Source organism: Candidatus Methylobacter oryzae (assembly GCF_003994235.2).
GTDB classification, from domain to species: domain Bacteria; phylum Pseudomonadota; class Gammaproteobacteria; order Methylococcales; family Methylomonadaceae; genus Methylobacter_A; species Methylobacter_A oryzae.
Window position 1 is genome coordinate 21,151 of the sequence record NZ_RYFG02000113.1, and the last position, 21,936, is coordinate 43,086.

The 21,936-nt window shown below is 46.4% G+C and carries 21 protein-coding genes; 6 read left to right on the forward strand and 15 right to left on the reverse strand.

The genetic code is table 11. The features are described 5' to 3' along the window. Positions 1–238: 238 nt before the first annotated feature. Genes minC through EKO24_RS17090 form a run of 4 tightly spaced genes read left to right on the forward strand, consistent with a single transcriptional unit; the run spans position 239 to position 2,316 of the window. Positions 239–985 carry a septum site-determining protein MinC gene (gene minC / locus EKO24_RS17075; RefSeq protein WP_127027901.1) on the forward strand — a complete coding sequence of 249 codons (747 nt, stop codon included), beginning with the start codon at positions 239–241 and terminating at the stop codon, positions 983–985. Positions 986–1,013: 28 nt separating this feature from the next. Further along, positions 1,014–1,823, forward strand: a complete 810-nt coding sequence (gene minD, locus EKO24_RS17080; protein WP_127027902.1) for a septum site-determining protein MinD — start codon at positions 1,014–1,016, stop codon at positions 1,821–1,823. Further along, positions 1,823–2,089, forward strand: a complete 267-nt coding sequence (gene minE / locus EKO24_RS17085; RefSeq protein ID WP_127027903.1) for a cell division topological specificity factor MinE — start codon at positions 1,823–1,825, stop codon at positions 2,087–2,089. Before minD ends, minE begins: the two co-directional genes overlap by 1 nt. Before the next feature lie 29 nt (positions 2,090–2,118). Beyond that, positions 2,119–2,316, forward strand: coding sequence for a winged helix-turn-helix domain-containing protein (locus EKO24_RS17090; RefSeq protein WP_127027904.1), 198 nt, complete (start codon positions 2,119–2,121; stop codon positions 2,314–2,316). Between the two features lie 137 nt (positions 2,317–2,453). On the opposite strand, the gene rapZ is transcribed toward EKO24_RS17090, so the two are convergent. The 10 genes from rapZ to EKO24_RS17140 all read right to left on the reverse strand — a co-directional run bounded on the left by rapZ (position 2,454) and on the right by EKO24_RS17140 (position 10,860). Then, a complete protein-coding gene (gene rapZ / locus EKO24_RS17095) occupies positions 2,454–3,311 on the reverse strand; it encodes an RNase adapter RapZ (RefSeq protein ID WP_127027905.1) in 858 nt (285 codons plus the stop codon). A 57-nt stretch (positions 3,312–3,368) separates the two neighbouring features. After that, the gene (gene hpf / locus EKO24_RS17100) at positions 3,369–3,659 is read right to left on the reverse strand and encodes a ribosome hibernation-promoting factor, HPF/YfiA family (protein ID WP_127027906.1); all 291 of its coding nucleotides are present in this window, start codon (positions 3,657–3,659) and stop codon (positions 3,369–3,371) included. Positions 3,660–3,705: 46 nt separating this feature from the next. Beyond that, on the reverse strand, positions 3,706–5,151 hold the full coding sequence (locus EKO24_RS17105) for an RNA polymerase factor sigma-54 (protein ID WP_127027907.1): 1,446 nt from the start codon (positions 5,149–5,151) through the stop codon (positions 3,706–3,708). 79 nt (positions 5,152–5,230) lie between these two features. Further along, complete coding sequence (gene lptB, locus EKO24_RS17110; RefSeq protein ID WP_127027908.1) at positions 5,231–5,956, reverse strand: LPS export ABC transporter ATP-binding protein; 726 nt, start codon at positions 5,954–5,956, stop codon at positions 5,231–5,233. 85 nt (positions 5,957–6,041) lie between these two features. Continuing rightward, complete coding sequence (lptA, locus tag EKO24_RS17115) at positions 6,042–6,617, reverse strand: lipopolysaccharide transport periplasmic protein LptA (RefSeq protein ID WP_127027909.1); 576 nt, start codon at positions 6,615–6,617, stop codon at positions 6,042–6,044. Then, positions 6,604–7,119: an LPS export ABC transporter periplasmic protein LptC gene (lptC, locus tag EKO24_RS17120; protein ID WP_338324016.1), complete on the reverse strand. Its 516-nt coding sequence runs from the start codon at positions 7,117–7,119 to the stop codon at positions 6,604–6,606. The genes lptA and lptC overlap by 14 nt, the downstream gene beginning before the upstream one ends. A 67-nt stretch (positions 7,120–7,186) precedes the next feature. Then, complete coding sequence (gene kdsC, locus EKO24_RS17125) at positions 7,187–7,732, reverse strand: 3-deoxy-manno-octulosonate-8-phosphatase KdsC (RefSeq protein ID WP_127027960.1); 546 nt, start codon at positions 7,730–7,732, stop codon at positions 7,187–7,189. Beyond that, the gene (locus EKO24_RS17130) at positions 7,732–8,709 is read right to left on the reverse strand and encodes a KpsF/GutQ family sugar-phosphate isomerase (protein ID WP_143733245.1); all 978 of its coding nucleotides are present in this window, start codon (positions 8,707–8,709) and stop codon (positions 7,732–7,734) included. The genes kdsC and EKO24_RS17130 overlap by 1 nt, the downstream gene beginning before the upstream one ends. Before the next feature lie 91 nt (positions 8,710–8,800). After that, positions 8,801–9,745 (reverse strand): prolyl aminopeptidase, encoded by a 945-nt coding sequence (gene pip / locus EKO24_RS17135; protein WP_127027912.1) that lies wholly within the window; start codon positions 9,743–9,745, stop codon positions 8,801–8,803. A gap of 155 nt (positions 9,746–9,900) precedes the next feature. Beyond that, positions 9,901–10,860, reverse strand: a complete 960-nt coding sequence (locus tag EKO24_RS17140) for a porin family protein (RefSeq protein WP_127027913.1) — start codon at positions 10,858–10,860, stop codon at positions 9,901–9,903. Positions 10,861–11,375: 515 nt separating this feature from the next. On the opposite strand from EKO24_RS17140, the gene thiO reads away from it, so the two are divergent. Then, the gene (thiO, locus tag EKO24_RS17145; protein ID WP_127027914.1) at positions 11,376–12,476 is read left to right on the forward strand and encodes a glycine oxidase ThiO; all 1,101 of its coding nucleotides are present in this window, start codon (positions 11,376–11,378) and stop codon (positions 12,474–12,476) included. Positions 12,477–12,529: 53 nt separating this feature from the next. Then, a complete protein-coding gene (locus EKO24_RS17150) occupies positions 12,530–13,543 on the forward strand; it encodes a quinone-dependent dihydroorotate dehydrogenase (protein WP_127027915.1) in 1,014 nt (337 codons plus the stop codon). 68 nt (positions 13,544–13,611) lie between these two features. Here EKO24_RS17150 and pmbA read toward each other — a convergent pair whose 3' ends face one another. From pmbA to EKO24_RS17175, 5 genes are all read right to left on the reverse strand, one after another. Next, positions 13,612–14,943, reverse strand: a complete 1,332-nt coding sequence (pmbA, locus tag EKO24_RS17155) for a metalloprotease PmbA (RefSeq protein WP_127027916.1) — start codon at positions 14,941–14,943, stop codon at positions 13,612–13,614. Between the two features lie 92 nt (positions 14,944–15,035). Beyond that, positions 15,036–16,487 carry a metalloprotease TldD gene (gene tldD, locus EKO24_RS17160; RefSeq protein ID WP_127027917.1) on the reverse strand — a complete coding sequence of 484 codons (1,452 nt, stop codon included), beginning with the start codon at positions 16,485–16,487 and terminating at the stop codon, positions 15,036–15,038. Positions 16,488–16,548: 61 nt separating this feature from the next. Then, complete coding sequence (bamC, locus tag EKO24_RS17165; RefSeq protein ID WP_127027918.1) at positions 16,549–17,127, reverse strand: outer membrane protein assembly factor BamC; 579 nt, start codon at positions 17,125–17,127, stop codon at positions 16,549–16,551. A gap of 1 nt (position 17,128) precedes the next feature. Beyond that, positions 17,129–17,938, reverse strand: coding sequence for a carbon-nitrogen hydrolase family protein (locus EKO24_RS17170; RefSeq protein ID WP_127027919.1), 810 nt, complete (start codon positions 17,936–17,938; stop codon positions 17,129–17,131). A 55-nt stretch (positions 17,939–17,993) separates the two neighbouring features. Continuing rightward, positions 17,994–21,875: a YhdP family protein gene (locus EKO24_RS17175; protein ID WP_127027920.1), complete on the reverse strand. Its 3,882-nt coding sequence runs from the start codon at positions 21,873–21,875 to the stop codon at positions 17,994–17,996. Positions 21,876–21,936: the final 61 nt, after the last annotated feature.

The following is a 21,936-nucleotide window of genomic DNA, read 5'->3' on the forward strand; positions in this document are numbered from 1 at the left end:
AAGTTAAAGGATAATGCTAAAGATTGCAAGCTTCGGCAGCATCACTAAAATGACAAACACCATATAAAACAAGTGGTTTTGATAACCGACATCATCGCTACAAGCTTCTTTACAGTTGCCATCTACCACCTAGAGGAAATACCAGCCTAAGGAGGAAATTGTTTACCAATTGTAAAAATGATTTTTTTCACCAGCAATGTTAGAATCAGTACAATTTCTGACCAACCAGATTCAGCGGATGTCAACGGACTCTCAACAGAACACTCATCACTCACCGGTATTGGAATTTAAAAGCAGCACTTTTTCCGTACCTGTTTTGGTCTTAGCCAACAATGACCTCATTGCTATTGAACAGCAGTTACAAGAAAAAATCCATCAAGCTCCGGAGTTCTTCAAGAATTCGCCATTGGTGTTTGACTTACAGGAACTGAATAACCTTAATCTCGACACTAATATCAACAAGCTAGTCAATATCATACGTAAACTGGACTTGTTACCGATAGGAATACGCGGCGGCAGCGCGCAACAGAATCAACAGGCGCTGAAGCTTGGAATTCCCTCTCATTCAGGCCATATAAACCATAACCCGGCAACATCGCCAGAAAAACAGAAACCACAAACGCCTGAGCCCGAGATTGCACCAGAGCCGCAATTCGTCACTGTCAATAGTACATTAATCACTCATCCGGTCCGCTCAGGCCAGCGTATTTATGCTTCGGGCGATTTAATCATTTTAGCCCAAGTCAGCGCCGGCGCTGAAATCTTGGCCGAGGGCAATATCCATGTTTACGGCTCGTTAAGAGGCCGCGCCTTGGCAGGCGTGCAAGGCGACACGGAAGCTCGTATTTTTTGTTCGGATTTACAAGCCGAGCTTATTTCAATCGCCGGAAACTATAAAATCAGCGAGGACTTGAACGGCGCTGCTCCCAATCAGCCTGTCCAGATCTATTTACAAGACCATACTTTAATTATTAAAGATATTTAATTCATATTGCTCTGTGGAGGAAAAATTTGTGGCACGAATCATAGTCGTAACATCAGGCAAAGGTGGCGTTGGCAAAACAACTACAAGCGCCGCTATCGCCATGGGGCTTGCAAAAAGGGGTCACAAAACAGCAGTCATCGATTTTGATGTGGGTTTGCGCAACCTGGATTTGATCATGGGCTGCGAGCGCCGCGTTGTTTACGATTTTGTTAACGTTATCAACGGCGAAGCCGGCCTTAACCAAGCATTAATACGCGACAAAAATTGCGACCAGCTTTACATCCTGCCTGCTTCGCAAACTCGCGACAAAGATGCACTAAGCCAGGAAGGTGTAGGCAGAATTTTGGACGAACTGAAAAAAGATTTTAAATACATCGTCTGCGATTCTCCTGCCGGCATCGAAAAAGGCGCCCACTTAGCGATGTATTTTGCCGATGACGCTTTCATTGTAACCAACCCGGAAGTCTCCTCCGTACGTGACTCTGACCGCATGCTAGGCATTTTATCCAGCAAGTCGCGCCGCGCCGAACAAAACGAAGAACCTATCAAAGAGTATCTGCTGCTGTCACGTTACTCGCCCGATAGAGTCAAATTAGGCGAAATGTTGAGTGTAAATGACGTACAAGAAATCTTATCATTGCATTTACTGGGCGTTATCCCCGAATCAAAATCGGTGCTTAATGCATCAAACTCCGGCATCCCGGTTATTCTTGATGAAAAAAGCGACGCAGGCCAAGCCTACGCCGATATCATTGCCCGTTATTTAGGTGAAGATAGACCCCATCGCTTTATTGATGAGAAAAAAGGCCTGTTTGGGAAGTTGTTCAGGAGCAGATAATGAGTTTACTGGATTATTTTAGAACATCTAAAGCCAGCTCGGCATCGCTTGCCAAGGAAAGGCTGCAAATTCTGGTTGCTCACGAACGCAGTTCCAGGAATCAACCGTCCTATCTTCCCCAATTACAAAAAGAATTGCTGGAGGTTATTCGGAAATACGTTAACGTAGGACAAGATGCAATATCTGTTAATTTTGAACAAAACGACACTCAGGAAACACTGGAATTAAATATCGTGCTTCCTGACCATCAAACCAAAGCTCCTTAACACAACCATCTAAACTAAAGGTGATTACTATGTCTAATACAATCGGCGATGCAGCAGGAACAGTCTGGAATTATCTAAATCAAAACGGACCGTCCAGTGTGAATAAAGTTACCACTGAAACGGGCGTCAGTAAAAATGATGTTCAACGGGCCATTGGGTGGCTATGCAAGGAAGACAAACTATTCATTGAAATGATAGGCCGAACTGAAACGCTATCTTTAAAATAAAACCGAGTTGAGCGGGAGCGGCTTGTCTGCTCAAACCCTTATGCCCTTTGGGTATAAATTAAATCGGCCAGCTGTAAGGACGGCACCACACGGCTTTACAGCTAGTCTTAATAAATCTGATAGGCCGCAACAGGGGCTTATTGTAATTCCCGGTGACGGACAATCACATTAAAAGAAGGACCTTTAAACTGTCTGGCAAATGCATCCACCAAATAGACCGAACGGTGTTGACCGCCTGTGCATCCTATAGCAACTGTCAAATAGCTGCGTCCTTCGGCCTCAAACCGGGGAATCCAACGATCAAGGAAATCCTTAATATCCTTAAAAAGCTCGGCAACCAACTCCTGATTATCAAGAAAGTCGATTACGGGCCGGTCTTTTCCCGTCAAGCCGCGCAACTCCGGAATCCAATAAGGATTTGGCAGACCGCGGGCATCGAATACAAAATCGGCATCTAACGGGACGCCATGTTTAAAGCCAAAAGATTGAAATTGCAAAGAAATATGCCTGCCATCTCTTTCGCCGACCTGATCCCTGATCAATTCCCGCAATTCGTGGTAATGTGTTCGACTGGTATCAATCACTACGCTGGCGTGTCTTGCGACCGGCGTCAACATTTCCTTCTCAATTTTTAACGCTTCTCTTAACGGTACGTTTGAATCCGTTAGCGGATGCCTCCGCCGGGTTTCACTGTAACGCTTCAATAAGGTAGATTCTTCCGCCTGCATGAAAATAATTTCGCAATCAATCTGCTTACTGCGTATTAGCTCCAAACTTTCGGAAAAATCGGCCAAGCTTTCGCTTTGATTCCTAGCATCAATGCCAATTGCCGTTTTTGCATAGGTAAGTTTATCTACCAACATAACATGGTTGATAAAATCTTCCAGCAACGTCACTGGCAAATTATCAATACAATAGTAACCGCAATCTTCCAACGTATCCAAAGCGATACTTTTACCTGAACCGGAAAGACCACTAACGATTAATAATTTCATGAGATTAGGTTCAAGGTAAAAGGTTCAAAAAAGCGCCTTTTACCTTGTCATACCCTATTATCTGTGCTGACTGGTTTTTTCTTTGTGCTTGATAATTTGACGGTCCAGCTTATCAACCATATTGTCGATAGCGGCGTACATATCTTCTTGATGATCTTCTGCGAATAATTTAGCACCGCTTAACTGCAGTGTTGCTTCAGCCTTTTGAATTAACTTTTCCACGCTTAAAATGACGTGTACATCGGTAACATTATCAAAATGACGCGCCAATTTTTCAAATTTTGAGTCAGTGTGCGCTTTTAAAGCGTCGGTTATTTCAAGATGATGGCCTGTTACGATGACTTGCATGAGATAAACTCCTTAATTATGATTGTTTTTTGTTTGTCAGTCCGCGCTATAAAATACGCTTGCGCTGACTTGATGATGAAATAAGCATCGCTTCGCGATACTTGGCAATTGTCCTTCTAGCAACATTAATGCCCTTTTCTTTTAATAGCTCGGCTATTTTACTATCACTTAACGGTTTTGCCAGATTTTCATTGCTGATTAGTTCTTTAATAAATGCCCTTATGGCCGTAGATGAACACTCGCCCCCTCCTTCTGTTGATACATGACTGGAAAAAAAATACTTAAATTCGACAATACCATTGGGGGTATGCATAAATTTCTGTGTCGTCACCCTGGATATAGTCGACTCATGTAATTCCAATTCTTCAGCAATATCTCTTAACACCATGGATTTCATTGCGATAGAACCATGCTCAAGAAACCCGGTTTGTTTTTCCACAATACACCGCGCGACACGCAATAAGGTATCGTTTCGGCTCTGGAGACTCTTAATAAACCATCTTGCTTCCTGCAAATGGTCCTTCATACAGGTATTATCCTTGCTGTTATCCGCTCTTTTTATCATGCTTGAATAAAAAGGATTAATACGCAACTTTGGCGCTATATCAGGATTTAGGTTAACCTGCCATTTATCGTTTTGCTTAACCACGTAAACGTCGGGAATAACGTATTCGGAATCCGAGTCCTGTATGCGCGCGCCCGGCTTGGGGTCCAAAGTCCGGATTAAGGCCACAACCTCACTCAGTTGCCGCTCCGTCACCCCCAATTTGCGCATCAGTTTCGATTGCTCGTGCGTAGCCAGCAAATCCAAATACCGGGTAACAAGAATCAGTGCTTCTGCTTTATAAGGAGTCGTCTCCGGCAACTGCAATATTTGCAACCTCAAACAATCCTTTAAATCGATAGCCGCAACGCCGGCCGGGTCAAAATTTTGCACCCTATGCAATACTGCGTTCACTTCATCGAAATCCAGATCGTCTAACTGGTTTTGCAATCCTTGAAAGATTTCTTCAAGACTACTGATCAGGTAACCGTCTTCATTGATCGAATCGATAATGGCCATTGCAATGGCGTGATCCCGCTCGGAGAATGTGGTCAGTTCCACTTGCCACAATAAATGATCCATTAAGGTTGATGATTTACTGCGCTGTGTTTCGAATTCAACAGCTTCGGCGGAATTGGAACCCGACTCCATCGCATATTCATAAATATCATCCCAGGAAGAATCAACAGGCAATTCATCGGGGATATCGGTTTGCGAGCCTTGGCTGGTCAGCAAATCCGAATTATCGATTTTCTTCTCCGGCGTTATTTCGCTTTCCTGGACAGCGCTTTCTTCCTCATTAACTTCCAGCATCATATTAGACTCAAGAGCCTGCTGAATTTCTTGCTGCAACTCTAATGTCGACATCTGCAACAACTTGATCGCCTGCTGCAATTGCGGCGTCATAGCCAGTTGTTGACCCAGTCGAAGATGTAAGGATTGTTTCATTCGGTCACACGATTTAGTAGGAGTATCCCAACGGTTATTCTGTTCTTGGTTAGAACAACTATGAAAAATTGCCCTTAAATTAAAGGCTAAAGTTATTGCCTAAATAAACTTTGCGTACTTCCTCATTGGCAACAATAGCTTCCGCACCGCCTTCAGCTATCACTCTGCCGTCGTTAAGTATATAGGCACGATTACAAATGCCTAGCGTTTCCCTGACATTGTGTTCGGTAATCAGCACACCAATGCCGCGATCTTTCAAATGCTCTATGATCTTTTTTATATCATCTACCGATATCGGATCAACACCGGCAAAAGGCTCATCCAGTAATATAAATTGCGGATTGGTGGCTAATGCCCTGGCAATTTCAACTCGCCGCCTCTCGCCGCCCGACAATCCCAAAGCAGTCTGGTCACGCAAATGAAGGATATGAAACTCCTGTAACAGCTCCTCAATGACCAATTCCGCCTGCCCTTCGGTTAAATCGGAACGAATCTGTAAAACTGCACGTAAATTATCTGCTACACTTAATTTTCGGAAAACCGATGGCTCCTGCGGCAAATAACCTATCCCTAATTGCGCCCTCAAATGCATCGGATGATGAGTAATGACTTGGGAATCCAGCGTGATTTCACCTTCATCGGCCTTAATCAAGCCTACCATCATATAGAAACTAGTCGTTTTCCCGGCACCGTTAGGCCCCAACAGCCCAACGACCTCACCGGTATCGACATGTAATGAAACCCCGTTAACTACATTGCGTTTATTGTAGCTTTTAATCAGATGTTTTGCGGCTAATCTGGTCATGTTTAACGGCTAAAAGACAAACAAAAAAAGAATATAGCTGGATATTTTGCGCCCTTCGGCTTCGCATCATCAACTTGGCAGCTTATCATTTATTATTATCCTTTACGGTCGTTTTTTTTTCCTGTCCCTGAGCCTGCTCTTTACCTTTTGGCTGCAATACCACATGAACTCGTTTGTTATCGGATTCTTTCTCTCCCGCTTTAACCAGCGAGGTTTTAAGATCGTATTCAATAAAATCGCTAGCATAAGCACCACTACCCTGCCAGACGGTCGCTTTACCGATCAAAACCAACAAATTCTTTTTAGGATAATACTCACCTGTTAGCGCTTCCCCGGTTATATCCGGATCACCCTCATGAGGCGTTTGTTTAAATTTTGCGAGATTACCTGTAAACACCATTTTATCAGCTTCGCCGTCTATAAAATAAACCACTAACTTATCCGAGTTTACCCGAATACTGCCTTGAATTGATATGACATTACCAGTATACGTGCTGATGGCTTTTACATCGTCATAAGTTGCTGTATTCGAATCGATGATTATCGGCTGATCGCCGTCGCTTTCCAAGGCGCAAACGCTCGTGCTAAAAAGCGCCAATAATAGTAAACAACAGCTACTTCTACGTAATATGCGGCAGCCAAGGTTTTTATTTTGTTTCATAGTTACCCTTTACATTAGAGAGCAGTTCCAGGTGAATCGGTTGCGCAAAGACCAGTTTCATACCGACTCCTGTAGTCCAATTTGGTAAGCTGATCAATTCTGCCCATGCATTCGTTTCTGCGTAACTGGTTTCCGGTTTTACTTTTAAATTGGAGGTATGGATTTTAAGCTCTCTGACGCCTTTAGCTGCGGCCCTATCGACATAGACCTGACCGTTCAACAACAAATCCTTCCCGTCAGCCGATAAAACGCCAGTCTCCGACTGAATTACCCACGGCGGCGTTTTCTCATTATAAAAAGCCATGATCGGCTTGACTAAATGTGTAGTTCCATCGTCACTATAATGAGTCATTTCATCAGCAACCAATTTACTTTTCGGCCTGCCGAGTTCGCTCATTTCCCATTTCGTATAGCCCTTGCTGAAATAATCGGGACTATGAGCCGGCACCACTATTCGGCCAAGACCTTCCGAATCGGTCAACCTCATCAGCCACCAACTCATTAGTGCAATAATGGCCAGGTACAAATACCCGTAATTTCCATTTAGCCTGATCATTTATCTTCGCGCTCTAGCAAGTCAGGTAAGTATTTAAGACATCATCAAAATGTCCTTGCGCCTGCATAATAAAATCACAAACTTCCCTGACTGCACCCTGTCCTCCTGACAATGTCGTACACCAATCAGCGCGTTGTTTAACGGCAAAGTTGGCATCGTTAACCGCAATCGCCAGGCCCACTCTAATCATTATCGGCAAATCCAACAAGTCATCGCCGACATGAGCCACCTGTTCGTGTGTTACACCTATCTTCCCTATGATCTCATTAAATGCCGCAACCTTGTTTTCATGCCCCTGGTACACATGTTCAATACCCAGACTTTTCATGCGCAATGCAACTGAAGTTGATTTTCGCCCGGAAATTACCGCAACCTCAACACCAGTCTGGCGTAACAATTTGATACCGTGGCCATCTCTCGCATGAAATGACTTGTATTCGTTGCCCTCGCTATCGAAAAACAACTTGCCATCCGTCAATACCCCATCGACATCCAGTATCAACAGTTTGAGTTTCTTGGCTTTTTCTAAAACGCTCAAACAACGGTTTGTATCGGTCATCATACGATCCCCGCACGGATCAGATCATGCATATTCAGAGCACCTATCGCTTTTTGCTGCTCGTCAACAACAATTAACGCGTTAATCTTTTTTCGTTGCATAATTTGCATGGCCTCAGCAGCCAGAATATCAGCCGGAATCACGGTACAATTAGGAGTCATAACTTCCGCAATAGATATTTGGTGTACATCAAGATTTTTGCTCAACATTCGCCGTAGGTCGCCGTCGGTAAAAATACCGACCACACGGCTGTCGGCATCGACAATAGCCGTCATACCCAACTTTTTCTCGGTCATTTCGAGCAACGCGTGACTAATCAGCGCGGATTCAGGCACTGAAGGCACTTTTTCATCGGCATGCATAATATCGCCGGCCATTAATAAAAGCCGCTTACCCAAACTGCCGCCTGGATGAGATAAGGCAAAATCATCGCGGGTAAACCCTCGCGCCTCAAGCAAAGAGACAGCCAGCGCATCACCCATCACTAATGCAGCGGTGGTACTGGACGTGGGAGCCAAACCTAGCGGACAAGCTTCTTGCTCAACAGCCACGTTGATATGAGTGGAGGCAAATTTAGCCAGCGTTGAAGCGGGGTTACCGGTCATGGCTATTAATGGCACGCCCAACCGTTTGATAATCGGTAAAATTGTTAAAACTTCCTCAGTCTCTCCGGAATTTGATAAAGCCAGTACGACATCCTGCTGGGTGATCATCCCCAAATCACCATGACTGGCTTCCCCTGAATGTACAAAAAACGCCGGTGTTCCGGTACTGGCTAAAGTCGCAGCAATCTTACCGGCAATATGGCCTGATTTACCCATACCGGTAACCACAACACGACCTTTACAGTTGAACATTAACTTGCAGGCAACTACAAAATCATCATTAATTTGATCAGCCAATGCGGCAATTGCCTGTGTTTCTACCTGTATAACAGCTAAGCCCAACTCACGGAGCTTTTGATCATGTAATTTCATTTATCTGTAAAAATGTATTTGCCAACCCATAGCAACAACGCTAATGATAAAGCATTTACAGCCTTATGGAGCAGCTGAATGTAAATTTCTACTACTGCTCCGCAAACCTATCGGTTGCAGCCACTAATGCATCGACCATTTCTTCGCCCTGAGCGACATGCCCGGCATTGGGCAATATAATATATTCGGCCTTGGGTAATGTCTTGTATAGACTGAAACCGGATTCCATAGGGCAAACAAGATCATAGCGCCCATGAATAATCACCGTCGGAATTTCGGCCAAACAGCCACAGTTATCCAATATTTGATTTTCCTGAATGAAATAATGATGCTTGGCATAATGCAATTCCATGCGTACCTGTTTAATCATTTTTTCCGTTATAGGCCCGCTTTTCAAATTCGACTGATAACCATTGCCTAACGATACTTGGCCGCCCCAGGCCATCCATTCTTTAGCGGCTCGCCTTTGCGCCACCTCGTCCTTACCCCATAACACTTGCCATAACCCTGACACCAGACTGTCACGGCTTTGCTCCGGGATGCTTTCAATCAATCGTTGCCATTGTGCTGGATAGATCCTGCTGGCACCCTCTTTGGCAAACCAGTCTAAATCCTGCTGCCTTGCCAAAAATACTGCACGAAGAATCAAACCCATTACCTTATCTTTATGCTGCTGAGCATACAATAAAGCCAGAGCTCCACCCCATGAACCGCCAAATACCAACCACTGATTAATAGCCAACTGATTACGGATACGCTCCATATCATCGATTAAATCTTGGGTAGTGTTATTTTCCAGCTCACCAAAAGGTAACGATAAACCGCAACCGCGCTGGTCGAACAGAATAATCCGATAAAGTTGGGGATTAAAAAAACGCCGGTGATCGGGCTTAGTACCGGAACAGGGGCCGCCATGCAGAAAAATAACAGGAATACCGTCAGGATTGCCGCTTTGCTCCACATACACAGCATGCTTGCCGCCGGTTTCCAGAAAAAACGTATGGTACGGCAAAATTTCAGGATAAAGAGTTTTCATTACTTGTAACGTCAGATTTGATTATTTTCCGGCACAAACCGGAAAGGATGCTATTTTACCTTGCCCCTTTATCTTGCGCTTTTTAATTCTTTAAGCATAAAAAAAGGGAGGGGTTTGAAACCCTCCCTTTAGCGGATTTTTTCTAAACTAAATGCTTAGAAACCCAAACCGAGGTAACCGCCGGCAGTAACACCGTCTGTGTTAACGCCATCAGTATTTTGTGTAGTTAAGTGATAACGAGCATCAGCACCTACGTAAATGTTGTTCCAGATTTTGTAATCCGCACCTAAACCAAATTGCATACCTGGATTCAATACGGTAATAGCATCAGATGGAGGGCTAACTATATTCAGTTCAAAACCGACAGGAATCAACCAAGGTCTAAATGCGCTGCCTTTCATGAATTTTATTTTTGGTGAAGCAGCCAGTGTCAACTGATTGACAGTTGCTTTCTGAGTGTTTGCAGCAGGTAAAACAATGCCCGTTGCCGCAGCAATTGTTGCTGTTTCGGCAGGAGACAAACCATTATTTTTTCTTTCGCCCAACTGCTTATAATCGAACATCAATTCAGCCAAGACTTCTGTTTTATCCATCAGGCCAAACAGGTTATCGTTCACGCTGAAATCAAAACCGGCACCGAAATACCATGAATCTTTATCGTCTATCGGACCAACTGTTGTACCGTTATTGTTCGCTAAACCAAGAGCTGGGATCGCAGTAGGATCTAATGTACCACCTCTTTGATTATTAGCATGGCCATAACCGCCGCGGAAGAATACCATGTTGTCTTTGCTTTTTTTGCTTTCTTTAGGCTCTGATTTAACCGAGTTCATCCATTGATCTAATTCCTGAACCTTGCCAGCGTCTGCATTAGGGCGGTTTGCCTGAGCTCTTAAGCTGTTGATTTCAGCTTGCATAGATCGCAGCTGGGCTTCCAATGCGTCCACTTTGCTGTTTGAATAGCCCGTAGAGCTTGACGAATATGAGCTTGACGATTCTGTAACTACGTGGTGCTTAGCTTTTTTTGAATGCGCCATAGCTTGTGGAGAAACCAGAGCACCGGTCAAAGCCAATGCTGCCGTAATACCCAGAGCTAATTTAGTTTTATTGATCATTTATCCCCCTCATGAGGTTGTTATTTTACAAAAATTTGCTTTAATACAACAAAGCTCATCTTCCGCGGATAATATTAGCAGCTAAACCAAATCCCTACAAGTTTTAGCGACATTTTTTTAATTTTAATTAATCCTTATATTTCAATAAGTATAAAGATAATTTTAATCTTAAATGTGTTGCTGTAGGCAAAAAACAACAAGATATTCAACTTATACATTCAAACCACAGCTAAGAATTTCTTTTACTGCCAAGCGGCAAATAAAATGAATTTGTTCTGAGCAATATGGCAAAATCTACGTCGCACCAGATAATTTTGGCAATTTTATTTAGTCCAAACAAAATCCTTAACCGACACTCATACGCCAAACCCGAGCCCTATTTGTTGATTTAGACTATTCTGAGTTTGAGCAGGTAAACAAGCATGTTAATAGAAAATACCTCAGCTACGGTTAAGATTAAATACACTTGGTAGCAGCAACATATTTATTCTTTGTATTAATCTTTATCGAGATACATGACCAACATTGCAGATATTACCATCATAGGCGGCGGCGTTATCGGCTTACTGACTGCCCGCGAGTTTATTAAAGCCGGCGCTACCGTTACGGTTATTGAGAAAAATGAACTGGGCCAGGAGTCATCCTGGGCGGGCGGCGGAATTTTGTTACCGATTTATCCATGGCGGCAACCGGATGCGATCACTCGCCTGGTAATGCAAAGCCTAAAACTATATCCTACTTTAGCCGCGCAATTGGCTAGCGAAACCCAGATAGATCCCGAATGGACTCAATGCGGCTTATTGATTGTCAAAAACCCGGATATTGGCGATGCTGTTCACTGGTGCGATACCAATAACATTGTATATCGACCAGCCGGAGCGGATTTTTTCAATATGCTAAACACTGTCCCCGATCAACCGCTTTGGTTACCGGAAATTGCTCAAGCGCGCAATCCACGATTAGTAAAATCATTAAAACAGGACCTGCTCAATAAGGGAGCAATATTAAAAGAACATTGCGAACTAACGTCCGTTAACATCGTTAAAAACCGCATAACCTCAATTAATACCACATCCGGCCAGCTTGCCGTCAACCAACTGATCGCTGCAACGGGAGCGTGGACCGGCCAATTGTTTCGACAAATTTTTCCCGCCGCCATTGGCGACACCCCGGAAATAACCCCCGTCAAAGGACAAATGCTGTTATTTGATGCCCGGCCGGAGACGCTGAGTTATATGGTATTGGATGGAGATCAATACCTGATTCCGCGGCGAGACGGTAAAATACTGGCAGGCAGCACGGTAGAACAGGATGATTTCAACAAAACAACTACGACACAAGCCCGAGACCAGCTTGGAGCTTTCGCATTAAATTTATTACCGTCGCTTAACAATTGCCCGCTAATTAAACACTGGGCAGGCTTACGGCCAGGGACAGAGCATGGCATACCCTATATTGACCAGCATCCTGAAATCGACAACCTGTATATTAACGCAGGTCATTTCAGAAACGGCCTGGCGATGGGGCCTGCCTCGGCACAGCTAATGATCGATCTTGTTTTGAAACGGCCTACCGCAGTAGCGCCGGAGCCATATACACTTAGCCGGCCACACTAACATTATTCAAATCATTCCGTTCCTGCCACCTTATCCAACCACACCACATACAAATGAATCTTTATCCATTGTTACGCCCCTTATTATTCTCTTTAGACCCGGAGACAGCTCACGAAGTAACGCTTAAATTACTGAGAACCGCCAATGCCTCAGGCCTATCAAAAGCGATCTATCCGGAAATTGATCATAAACCTGTTAATGCGATGGGACTTGATTTTAAAAATCCGGCCGGTCTCGCTGCCGGTTTGGATAAAAACGGGGACTATATTAATGCGCTGGCCGCATTAGGCTTCGGCTTTATAGAAATAGGCACGGTCACACCGCGCCCGCAGCCCGGCAACCCGAAACCGCGCTTGTTCAGGCTTCCCGAGCATCAAGCCATTATCAATCGCATGGGCTTTAACAATCTGGGCATAGACCACTTACTGGAGCGAGTAAAACAAAGCCGTTACTCCGGTATTTTAGGCATCAATATCGGCAAGAATTTCGACACACCGATTGGGAATGCGGCGGACGATTATTTAATCGGCCTGCGCAAAGCCTATACCGCAGCCAGTTACATTACCATTAACATTTCTTCGCCGAATACTAAAAATCTACGGCAACTGCAACAGGGAGACGAAATTAAGAGCCTGATTGCAACATTAAAAGAAGAACAACTGAAACTACGACAAGAACACGGCAAGTATACGCCGTTGGTTCTGAAAATAGCCCCCGACCTGAGCGCCGACGAAATAACGCATATCGCCAAGTTATTGCTGGAATTTGAAATTGACGGCGTCATTGCGACCAACACGACCATTGCCCGCGATATGATTGCAGATCATCCGCTTGCTCATGAAGCCGGCGGTTTAAGCGGTGCGCCGGTTAAGGAAAAGTCTACATTGGTCGTTCGCGGCTTAGCTGCGGAGCTGAACGGCAAGATTCCGATTATTGCGGCTGGCGGAATTTTAAGCGCGGCAGATGCCCAGGAAAAATTGGCTGTGGGAGCGAATCTGGTGCAGATATACAGCGGCCTTATTTATCGTGGGCCACAGCTAATCGAAGATATTGTTAAAAGCTTATGACATGAGATTCATCACCCGCGAAGAAAACCGCGCCCTTCGTAGGTGATGAACTTAATTTTCTATCCCAATCATTCCCCGGCAATCGACATCCTTTCAACCAGTATCGAACCGGTGCGGATATTGCCGCGATAATCAACGTCGTTACCGACGGCAATAATATTTCTAAGCATATCTTTTAGATTGCCGGCAATGGTGATTTCCTCAACCGGATATTGAATCTCGCCGTTTTCGACCCAGAACCCGGCTGCGCCGCGCGAATAATCGCCGGTCACCATATTGACGCCCTGCCCCATCAGCTCGGTAACCAACAATCCCGTACCCAGCTCTTTTAACATACCCTGATAGTCCAGCTTACCCGGATCAATCGTTAAATTATGCACGCCGCCGGCATTGCCGGTACTGCGCAATCCCAGCTTGCGGGCAGAATAGGTGCTCAACACATAACCGCGCAAAATACCGTCGCTGACAATGTCCCGAGTTTGGGTTGCAACGCCTTCGCTATCATACGAACTACTGCCCAAAGCGCCTTTTAAATAAGGCCGCTCATGAATACGCACAAATTCCGGAAAGACTTGGGTATTTAACGCATCCAGCAAAAAGGACGATTTGCGGTATAAATTACCGCCGCTGATTGCGCCGATAAACGATCCCAGCAGGCCGGAAGCGACTTCCGCGCAATACAGCACCGGACACTGCCGCGTACTGAGACTGCGAGCTTGCAAACGCCTAAGCGTCCGCTCGGCCGCTTTTTTACCGACATCGGCTGCGGATTCCAAATCGCGCGCATTTCTTGCCACGGTATACCAGTAATCCCGCTGCATGCTGTCGCCTCGTTGCGCCAATACCGAGCAGCTTAAAGAATGGCGGCTTGAAGCAAAGCCTTGAAGAAAACCAAGGGTATTGCCCATCACGCGAATACCTTGATGCGTATCGATTGAAGCGCCTTCGGAATTGCTGATTTCTTCATGATAAGACCGGGCCGCATCTTCGCATTCGATAGCCAACGCAATCGCCCCATCGACACCAATATCCCACGGATGGTTAAGGTCAAGATCCGGAAACTCGGTCGCCAGCAATTCCTTGTCCGGCAGTCCGGCATATTGATCTTCGCTGGTGTAGCGAGCAATACTGCATGCCGCGCCAACCGTTTCCTTGATTGAAGCTACCGATAAATCGGTAGTACTGGCCGAGCCTTTGCGCTGCCCGAAATAAACGGTTACGCCTAAACCTTGGTCGCAATGATGTTCTATCGTTTCGACATCGCCAAGACGTACCGATACGGATAAGCCGTTTTCCTGGCTCAAGCCGGCTTCAGCGGCGCTGGCGCCCTGTTTTACGGCTTCGTCCAAAATGTCTTGGACGATATTTTTTAAGTGGTTGATTTGTTGGTGATTTTGCACTGTTTTCTCTAATTCTGCGTAGAAAAGTGGTACGAGATACGCACCCTACATAAAGTTGATTGTTAGGTTACGCTCTCCCAACCTACAAACTTTTAAACACTGGTCCCGCCAACCGTCAAGCCATCAATCTTTAGCGTAGGTTGACCGACACCGACCGGCACGCTTTGCCCATCCTTGCCGCAGGTGCCGACGCCGCTATCCAGCTCCAGGTCGGAACCGACCATCGATACTTTCGTCAGCACTTCCGGCCCATTGCCAATCAATGTTGCCCCCTTAACCGGACGGGTAATTTTACCGTCTTCGATCAAATAGGCTTCGCTGGCAGAAAACACAAACTTGCCCGAGGTAATATCGACCTGCCCGCCGCCGAAATTTTTCGCATACAAGCCTTTTTTGACCGATTTGATAATTTCTTCAGGATCATGCCTGCCCGGCAGCATATAGGTATTGGTCATACGCGGCATCGGTAGATGTGCGTAGGATTCACGCCGTCCGTTACCGGTAGGGCTGACGCCCATCAGGCGTGCATTCAGTTGATCCTGCATATAGCCTTTCAGTATGCCGTTTTCGATCAATACTGTTTTTTCAGTCGGCGTGCCTTCATCGTCGATTGTCAGCGAGCCGCGCCGTCCCTGCAAAGTACCGTCATCGACGACAGTACATAAGTCGGACGCCACGCGTTCGCCAACGCGCCCGCTGAATGCCGAAGTGCCTTTGCGATTGAAATCGCCTTCCAAACCATGACCGATAGCTTCATGCAACAAGATACCGGGCCAGCCCGATCCCAACACGACCGTCATGTTGCCGGCAGGCGCTTCGACGGCCTCAAGATTGACCAATGCCTGTCTTACCGCTTCGCGGCCGTATCCCAACGCAGTATCCCGGTCGATAAAATAGTTGTAATCGCAACGTCCGCCGCCGCCCATGCTGCCTTGTTCGCGCTGGCCGTCCTGTTCCACGATGACGGTCACATTCATCCGCACCAAAGGCCGGACATCGGCGACCAGCGAGCCGTCTTGCCTGGCTACCAGGATATGCTCATGAACGCCGACCAAGCTGACGATAACTTCTTCAATACGGCTGTCCAGTTTGCGGGTTTCGTTTTCAACCCGGTGCAATAAGTCGATTTTCTGCTGATCCGCAAGTGATTTTAACGGGTTGTGCAGAGCATAATGCTTCGGCCAGTCACCTGCGTGCATTGACACTTTGCAATGCGAACGGTCAACTTCTTGCCCTTGGCGAACGATGGCTTTGACATTATTCGCCGCTTCCAGCAATACCGGCAATTCAATCCGGTCGCTGTAAGCAAAACCGGTCTTTTCGCCGAACACTGCACGCACGCCGGCGCCTTGTTCGATATTATGAGTGCCTTCTTTAATGATGCCGCCTTCCATGACCCAAGATTCAAAATGGCTGGATTGAAAATAAATATCCGCCGCATCGACCGGCGAACTCAGCAACCGGCTCATAATCTTTTCAATATCGCTATCCTGTATACCAGCCGGCATCAAGATAGCTTGTCTTGCAAGGTTTAGTATTTCCATCAAAAAATTTACAATAAAAGTTCAAGTAAAAAAGTAAGGATGCAACAACATCCCTGCTTCGTCATTTTTCTTCCAGCTTGTCATGTAGCGTATTAAACAATACCTTCAACAGGTCTTCCGCGCCTTCGACCGAGGGAGCCGAAGCACTTTCGCTCGTTGCACTGCTCTGTTCGGCCGCGTTAGGAACTGAGGCTGTTACTGTTGTTTCTTCTCCCTCCTGTTTTACGGTCAGAAGATAAATGGATGGATCATCGCTTAAAAAAGCGGTCGCCTTGGCGAAAAAGCCGGTTCTATCCGTTTTATCCTGGGTAACATAATAAAGCCCCTTATCGCGTTCATGATCGGTTACTTTAATATCGCTTTGCTTCAATGCCCGGCCTAAAGTATTCCAGGCATCGTCAAACGGCTGTTTAATCGTCAATTGCAGCGGGCTATTCAAGTAAACGTCCGGACCTAATCCGGCCGTGTCTTTTCTTTTCGGAATCGAACTGGTATCGACAATGCGTTGTTCTTTGGCAGGACTTTCGCTGATTACGGCAGGCGGACGCTCAAGAGCTTCGGTATCGCGGTAGCGACTTGGCTCCGATCCGCAAGCAGCCAGAAAAACGGTCAACAATAAGCTTTTAACGATTATGCGCATATTACTCACAAAAAAAACGACGATGATTCAGTGCCGGAAATGCACCCCGCACTTTTTCCAGGCGTTCGATATCTATCTCCGCGGAAACAAAACCGCCGCCCGTTTTATAGCAATCCAGCACCACGCCCCAAGGATCGATAATCATGCTATGCCCGAACGTTTTACGGCCATTAAGATGAAACCCTCCTTGATTCGGCGCAATCACATAACACAGATTTTCGACGGCTCGCGCGCGCAATAATAACTCCCAATGAGCGGCTCCGGTTTCTGCGGTAAACGCAGACGGAATAACCAGTATGTCCGCGTCCATTTTACGGAAGAATTCGGGAAAGCGCAGATCGTAACAAACCGCTACCCCCAGCCTGCCGAAAGGCGTATCGATAACCAACAAGTCATTGCCCGGTTCAATTGAATCGGACTCGCGATAAACATCGTTACTGCCGGGAACGTTGACGTCAAACAAATGCACTTTATCGTAGCGTGCCACCCGTTCGCCCTGATCGTTATAAACCAGACAAGCCGCCCGGACCTTATTGCTGTCGTTACCGGCTATAGGGATGGTTCCGCCAACAACCCATACGCCATGTTTTTTAGCAACCGACGACAAAAAACTCTGGATAGGCCCTGAGCCATCGACTTCCTTGGCTTTAATCTTGTCCAGTTCGTGATCTCCCATCAACGCAAAATTTTCCGGCAACGCCACCAGTTTCGCACCCGCCTTGACCGCCTCCGCTATCAGCTTTTCGGCTTCCAGCAAGTTGGCGCTGATATTGGGACTTGACGCCATTTGTATGGCTGCGCATCTACTCATCTTTGTCTCTCTTTAATTTACAGTAAGCTTATGAATCAATATCACAGCTCTATTTTTATTTTTCTTCTTGTGGGTTTAACCATGGAAAATCGGTAATGCCGTTCCAGGTTTTTTGAAATAATCCATCGTTTTTATGCATCGGAATAATTTCCGCTTCGCCCCAAGCGCCTTTTACCAAGTATTGGGAACCAAAGAAAAAACCTTCCTGGTCTTTTCCCGTCAAAGACCGCCCAACCAAGGCCGCTACTTTACCCATAATTGTACCAGCAATAGGCACCGCATCGGCACTTTTAGGCGTGACGTTGATAATATGATCAACAGTCTGATTGACAAGATCGGTATCGCCGCTGATGACGATTTTCGCCGGCACTGCATCGACGACTAAATTGTGAGTCGACGCCACTCCGTTCGCTAAATCAAAATGGCCTTTGATGCTGTTAAACGTCAAGCCTTCTTCATAAACATCGCTAAAATCAAGCTGTGCACGTTTTACCCACTGTGCCAGCGCCAGCACGCCCAATAACCTGCCGAACCCGGGTTCGATGCTTAAGATTCGCCCGTTCTTCAAATTAATGTCCACCTGGCCTTTCAGGCTTGCCAGCGAGAATTGATAAGGAGCCGCATTCCAATCAACACTGAAATCGGCAGCAGCGCTAGTCTCGCTCAAATCCTTGGTAATCCCCAAGTTTGACAACATTTGCCCGGCAAGGGGCACTTCGAGATGTCCTTGGGCGTGAGTTATCGAATGCCCGCCCCTGGTTTGCCAGTCGCCGGACGCGACCAGCTTTTGCTTTTCTCCGGTCAATTCCACATTTCTGAAACGCATGCCGCCCGGTATGCGTTCGGTTGCCAATGATAACCGCCCTAAGTCGATCGACTGCCATAATGTTTTATTACTGGTGATCGTCAATAAAGGGGTCGTCTCGGCCGATAATACTTGCGAGTCGGCAGCATCTTTCGATTGTATTTGCTTTAACGCCGAAATATCCAGTGAATCCATGTTCAGGCTGATCCTGCCAGTACTCTGGAAGTCGGAGGGAATTTTGACGCTTCCCTTTGCAAACGAACTGGCGATAGCCCCCTCCCAGAAGTTACTGCTGCGTTTCAAGTCCAGGCCAAAAGCGCCTATATCAGTCTTGTTCCACAACGCATGATCGCTATGAATTTTCAACGCAATAACATTGTCACCGGCGCCTTGAACCGTTGCCAAGCCTAACCAGTCTTGCAAGGCTAAGCGATCACGGTTGATTTCCAGCTTTACTCCTGCTGCCTGAGACTGAGCGACCTCCCCGGTTCCGACCAAGAAACTCCCCGAATACAGATTTTTTTTAACCGTATCCAGTTGCATCGCCGCTTTGACTTTATTGTCGTAATTCAACAGTACCGGCAATAACTGCTCATCGTTTAAGTTAAACGTCAACGACAACGGCATGATTTGTTCCTTAGTTTTAGCCAAGGACGGCGGTAAATCCAAAGATACGCCGAACAAAGTTGATTCGACAAGCAGTTCCGGAGCAACATTATCATAGGGCAACGCCAGCTTTAGCCGGTAGTCCGCAGCACCGGCCGCGATTTTCCACCAAGGCATAGCGAATTGTCGCTGTAAGTCGTCAACGCCAACGCTCCCCTCGACATTGACGACGGTTTCGTCAACCGAACTTCCAATATTGATTTGTATCGGGTGATTCAAAGCCGCTGCCTGAATGGTGTCGCTAAAAATTCCCTGCTCATTGAATTTGAGATCGCCGCTAATTTTGCTGACCGGCAGATCGAGAGACTTTACAGTTAATTTGGCGTCTTTCAGCCGAGCCATCCCATCGACTTTGGTTGGCGCACCATCAATTAAAGGAATTTTAAGATCCAGCGTTACTTGAGTATGTCCTTGCGGAGCAATAGCTTCCAGCAGTGAATCTACCGGCGAACTCAACGGGGTCTGCTGCATAAAGGCCAAGACCTGGTCAATTCCGCCTTCGGCCTCGCCCTTAATCAGCACATGTTTGCTGTTATTTAAATCCGGAATAGTCACTTCCGCTTGTTTAATCGCAACCTTCGCCGCGGCAGCTGCCGGCAGTCTTGCATCCTCCCTGGCGATACCGGATTGTCCTTGCAGCACATTAACCTTAAGGCCTTCCTGCGAAAACATAACTTCGGCGTTCATGCCGCTTATATGGGGCCATTCGGGAGCATATGACAACTCGAATTGCTCGCCACTGAATACGGCTTCGAAAACACCGGGGGCGGTATTAAACGGAAAATCGCTCAAATTACCGTAAACCAGCAAACCGCCGTTGGCGATGTTGCCGCGGATAAACGCATGGTCCAGCCAACTAACGACATCTTTATCCATAATACCCACAGGATAAAAATGTGAAACTTGAGTTGCATCGCCGGCGAATGAACTCTGTAAGTCCATAAAAACGGGCTTGGCTGTTTTAGGAATATCGACCCGAAACTTGGTTTTGCTTTGAAAACTCAAGGAATCCAGATCAATCGCTGTGCCGGATATAGACCAGACATTTTCATCTTGCCGCCAATTTAACAGGCCTTGAAGACGATCAATCGGCAGCACTTCACGAAACAGTTCCGGCGCCGTTAACCGGCCCTCTTTAGTTTGGAGCGTAATAGTCCCCTGTTTTTCATTGCCTTTTATCTGCCCGGTCAAATTCTCTATGCCGGGAACGGACAATAAGGGGGCAATGCCGATGTTGGCAAAACTACCGTTCAACGCAAGCGATTTCATATCCAGATCGGCAAACAGCGAGAAACGCCCCAACATTCCTTGTACCTGGGCTTGAGCCAGCAAGTTAGCCTGTTTGTCCGGCAATGGCATAAAAAACTGCGCCAGCTTAGACGCTTGCTGCAAATCCAAGCGTTCGACATACAACGCTAATTTGTGTAACGCATTGTCGTCCATGCGCTGCCCGGAAACGCTGAATATCGCATCAGTCCACTTTTTAACAGCGCTTTGGGGATTATCCTGGTTTCCCAGCGAAAAGTCGTTTACATCGAGTTGCCATTGCTTACCGGCACCGATTAGTGCCCAATGAAGGCGGGTTTTCAACTGTTTGGCAAAAAGCTCTCGCTTGTCTTTCCGGGCTAATGCCAGTTGCTGAATCTGTGCATCAACATCCATCGACACCAGTTCCGATTGCCGCCAATCGCCCCAAATTTTAAAAGTTCCAGTGCCGTTATCGATATGTATCCGCTCACCAACCGAAGTTTGAGCGAGCACGGCCAATTCGGGCAACAACAAGGATTGGCCCTCTATGTAAGCACGCCCCTGAATAGTTGAGGGCTCAAAAACATTGCCGCTAAAATCCATTGAAACCCTTAAGGTATCGCCGATTTTTTGGGGCAATTTCATCAACACGTTGAGCCGATGATGCTCTCCCAAATTACTGAGCGCCAAATCGACCTGATTAAATACCAGTGGCCGGCCGTTGCCTGTTTTTTCGTCCAGCCAAGTAATTTCGCTTTGCAATACCTCGTATTTTCTGCCCTGTAAAAGCCAATCCGGTTGCCCGTCGCCGGATTTTATGCCGACAATAGCAACACTACCGTCCCGTTGCCGTCTAATGGATAGTTTGGCACCCACCAAAGTGACCCAGGACGAAGCCAGCAAGTCTCTGCTAGCCAGCATATCCAATAAATTAATTCCCAAACGGATCTCATTAAACTGGATAGCGGGCTTTTCGCTGCCGGTAGAAGCGACAGCTATATCTTTCAACACCAGCTCCGGATTAAATCCGCGCATCTTTGCACCCAAGCGGCCTATAGTTACCGGATTGCCGACAACTGTGCCGATGTTGACCGCTAAATTGGATTTATAGCGCTCAATCTCCGACAATAGCAGGCGTACGCCGGTCAAGCCGATAGCTGCTGCGATTAAAGTCCAGAAAATAAGATGACGCGTGGCACGCGTAATATGATGGATCACTAAGAAAGTTAAATCAGTATTTCGTATTTGTCACTACAGACAAATACTCAGCAATTATAAA